General features: G+C 47.4%; 5 protein-coding genes. All 5 read right to left on the bottom strand.

The annotated features are described in order from the left end of the window. A partial coding sequence (locus tag PLA23_RS11610; protein ID WP_324475281.1) for a hypothetical protein occupies positions 1-538 on the bottom strand: 538 nt, incomplete at its 3' end. Between the two features lie 105 nt (positions 539-643). Further along, positions 644-1,723: a cache domain-containing protein gene (locus PLA23_RS11605; RefSeq protein ID WP_324475280.1), complete on the bottom strand. Its 1,080-nt coding sequence runs from the start codon at positions 1,721-1,723 to the stop codon at positions 644-646. Between the two features lie 66 nt (positions 1,724-1,789). Next, on the bottom strand, positions 1,790-2,071 hold the full coding sequence (locus PLA23_RS11600; protein WP_324331068.1) for a DUF1294 domain-containing protein: 282 nt from the start codon (positions 2,069-2,071) through the stop codon (positions 1,790-1,792). 55 nt (positions 2,072-2,126) lie between these two features. Beyond that, entirely contained in the window at positions 2,127-2,684 is a 558-nt protein-coding gene (locus PLA23_RS11595; RefSeq protein WP_324331070.1) for a cysteine hydrolase family protein, read from the bottom strand. After that, a partial coding sequence (locus PLA23_RS11590; RefSeq protein ID WP_324475279.1) for a GNAT family N-acetyltransferase occupies positions 2,681-3,511 on the bottom strand: 831 nt, incomplete at its 5' end. The genes PLA23_RS11590 and PLA23_RS11595, both read right to left, overlap by 4 nt.

The raw sequence follows: 3,511 nt of genomic DNA, 5'->3' as shown, positions 1-3,511 counted from the left end.
ACAGGATCAGAGCGGCGAGGATGAGCATGACCGTTGGAAAGAGGAAGATGAGTGGATGAATCCAGAGGGATGAGAGGAATATCCCAACATCCCCTCCGGTTGAGAATGTTCGCAGAGGAATGTAGGAAAAGAGGGCGCCAAGGGTACATGCAAGAACCCAGAGGCAGAGTGTGGTACCAAATTTACTTTTTATCCCTCTGGTTTTCAGGAATATCCAGAAACAGAACACGGTAACAAGTGCGTTACATAAAAGACCTCCTATTGCGACAGATGCAGCAGAAGAAGCTGGCAATCCTGAAAGGGACGAAAGATACTGAAATGATTCAGAAAACCCATACATCCAGGTCTGAAACCGGGTTATATATACGGGAGATGTGATCACCTGTATTATATCAGGATTCGTGGGTACACCGATCATCCGGGCTGCGAGATAGTGACCTGATTCATGAATACCATATTCAATTACCCGTGCTAGTACGATAGTCACCAGGGTTATGAAAAGAAAATATATCGGATTTTTCCAGAGATGAATCTTCATATGCCTTCACTTCACCGATGCGACAAGAAAGAGTACTCTTTGTGCTCTGATCTCATAAAGCCCGTATCAGACGAGCCAGAGGGTATTGGAAAAAAGGGGGAGATGTCAGAATACAAGAACTCTCCAGGGAGTACTATGGAGAGATACGGTATTCCAGAATACCTGATGCCGCTCTTCGCCGGATGAGACCGCTTCGCTCAGCTGGAGCATATCATACCCGGCCGGATACGATGAAACCGGAGATGCTGCAATTTCATTAATTTGTATCTTCTCATATTGATTTTGTCTGATTGCACCCGGGGCTGTTAGCACCTGCCCGAGAAGAGACCCATCCGGCTGGGTAACCAGAATATTCCGCCCTTCCTGTACCAATGACTGTACTGATGACTGAATCAGCAGAGCAGGATTAAGTAGCACGGACAAGTAGCCGGTGACCGAAAGGGATGAGGAATAGACCGGATAGATGATATTTATTGCATATTCTCCCTCTGCCGATTTGATATACTCACTCATCCCCGGTACCGGATCCCGGATTACCGACGAGACAAGTGCCTGATCACGGACATTTGTTCCAATATAGCCTGCATAGGTATCCGGATATACCGCAATAATCGTCCCTGACCGATCCAGGATTGATACGATTGATAATGCAGGATTGCTCTCTGCAACCTGTTTAAGGAATGACTGCAGATCGGTACTCTGCAGATTCTTCCCCTTCAGATCTGCAGCGTGATGTGCCAGTTGCATGTCCATGTCCCCCAGTGCCTGTGATAGAGCGGTTGACGATTTGAGCAGAAGCGTTGTCATCTCCAGTTGCTCTTCAGGTCCACGGTCTACCTCCTCCCCCTCATACCAGTTTTCAGATGGAGTAAATCCCTCATGCTTTGAGATGGAGAGAATCCGGAGCGGTTGCCCCCACATCTGAATGGTCACCACATCAGTCTCTTTGATCCCGGTGATATCAACCACAAGGCCATCCTGTTTAAACTCATCCGGAAGGTCAAGCGGGAGGTATTGTGTTCCGTCTGATGCAATAAATCCATAAAAACCGCCTTCAAGATCGATATACGTTATCGTCCCGGTACTCGTGATTTCAGAGCTTGTTTCCTGTGCGATACATCCGCACGCACAGAAGAATGAGAGTGCAAGAAGATATACACCTACCGATACCGTTCTTCGTATCATACCTGTTTTTCGGTGGATTAAAACAAAAGTGTTCTGGTAAGCAGTGTTATATAAAGAGCCCTCCTCTCACCATGGACCTGATAGAAATCCGGATACAATCAGGGCATAGATGCCGGCATGAATGAGGATGAACACTGGAACCAGGATTGAAAAGAGCGGTTTTCTGATCTTATGTCTGAATATCCGCATTCCTGCATAGGCACCGAATGGTCCGGATAATGCCGTGATTATCAGATTCCGTTCAGATATCCGGTACTCTTCACGCATTGCCCGGTGTTTATCATACCCGAATAATGCAAATGAAATGATATTGAGTATGAGATAGAGAATGAGAATCATACTATTCATGAATACGTCCTCTCATATTTCTCACCTCTTTTCATATGCTCCAGATGTGCCATTTTTAGACAAACCCGCCCTGTATTATCTCATCCGTAGAGAGGGTTCTGGCATAGAGTCCTGACAGGGAGCTCATATATGCTGCATGGACCTGGGGAGCAGGTACGGTAATATCCTGGAAGGTCAGGTCACGGGTTGCACATGCATCGTGAGCGAGAATGCAGGAAAACCCCAGATCGGCGGCTGCCCGTATCGTTGCATCGATACACATATGACTCATCATTCCGGCTATGATGAGGTTTTTCACCCCTTTTTCATGGAGGTGTGAATAAAGGTCTGTCTCCCGGAAACTGTTCGGATACTGTTTTTCAACGACCTTCTCTCCGGGTACTGGGGATACCAAATCAGATATCTCTGCCCCTCTCGTTCCCGGCAGAAAGAATGTCGCATTCGGCCGTGTTGAAATATGCCTGATATGAATTGGCTCTATGCCACGTTTCTGGGCAAAATCCAATAAGAGACTGGCTTTTTTCCCGGCATCAAGGCTTTGGTGACATTCCATAGCACCACCGGGAAAGTAGTCATTCTGGATGTCTATAAGGATAAGCGCAGTTTTTGTCATAATTCCCCCGGATATGAGAGGATATATTGTCGTGGATGCAGACCAAATTTCTGGTAGAAGGGTATCACATCTTCATTCCCAACTGTTACATGAACCCGGATATCCCTGCTACCTTGTTCTTTTATCCAGGTAAGGGCATGAACCATAAGTGTTGTTCCGATTCCCCGATGCCTAGCCTTTTCGCATACAAATATGGACTCAATTTCACCAAAGGATCCGGGGGCTGCTGAACAGAAACAGTACCCGATATCATCTCCGGACAGGGTATCGATGGCAAAAAAGATCCGAATTAGCCGATCATCGTTCTTTTGGAGGAGTTCATTTTTCCGGTCATGAAACCTTACCTTCCTCATCTGCCCTCCAAACATCTTATTGCGGGATATGATGCACATCCGAAGCTGTTTCCAGAGTTTTTCTATCCGGTCGGTCTCTTCAGGTCCGGCCGCATGGATCTCATACTGTTCATCTACAGAGGCCTGTAATTTCGATTCCTGCTTCTCTTCTTCTCCCCGGTGTGCAAGATCAGGAGAAAAAGCCGGGAGGCATACGGCGATATATTCTGCCCCCTCAGGGGTGCTGTACCTGACCTTCGAGCCTGCGGGTATCAAAACCGCCTGTCCGGATAAAACCATCAGTACTTCCCCATTGGTCTCTATCTGTAATTTCCCGGAGAGGACAACGGAATATTCATCCCATGCAGGGGTCTGATATGGTTCTGACCAGCCGGCCGGGCTTACCATCCGTGCGATACTGATCTGAGGGGTTCCGGTGATGATTCTCCCCACATATTCTTCGATTCGTTTTGGGGGAGCTCCTGCTGCAGTGAC

Source organism: Methanospirillum sp. (assembly GCF_035406105.1).
Taxonomy (GTDB): Archaea; Halobacteriota; Methanomicrobia; order Methanomicrobiales; family Methanospirillaceae; genus Methanospirillum.
This window is presented reverse-complemented; position numbering and strand designations above follow the sequence as displayed.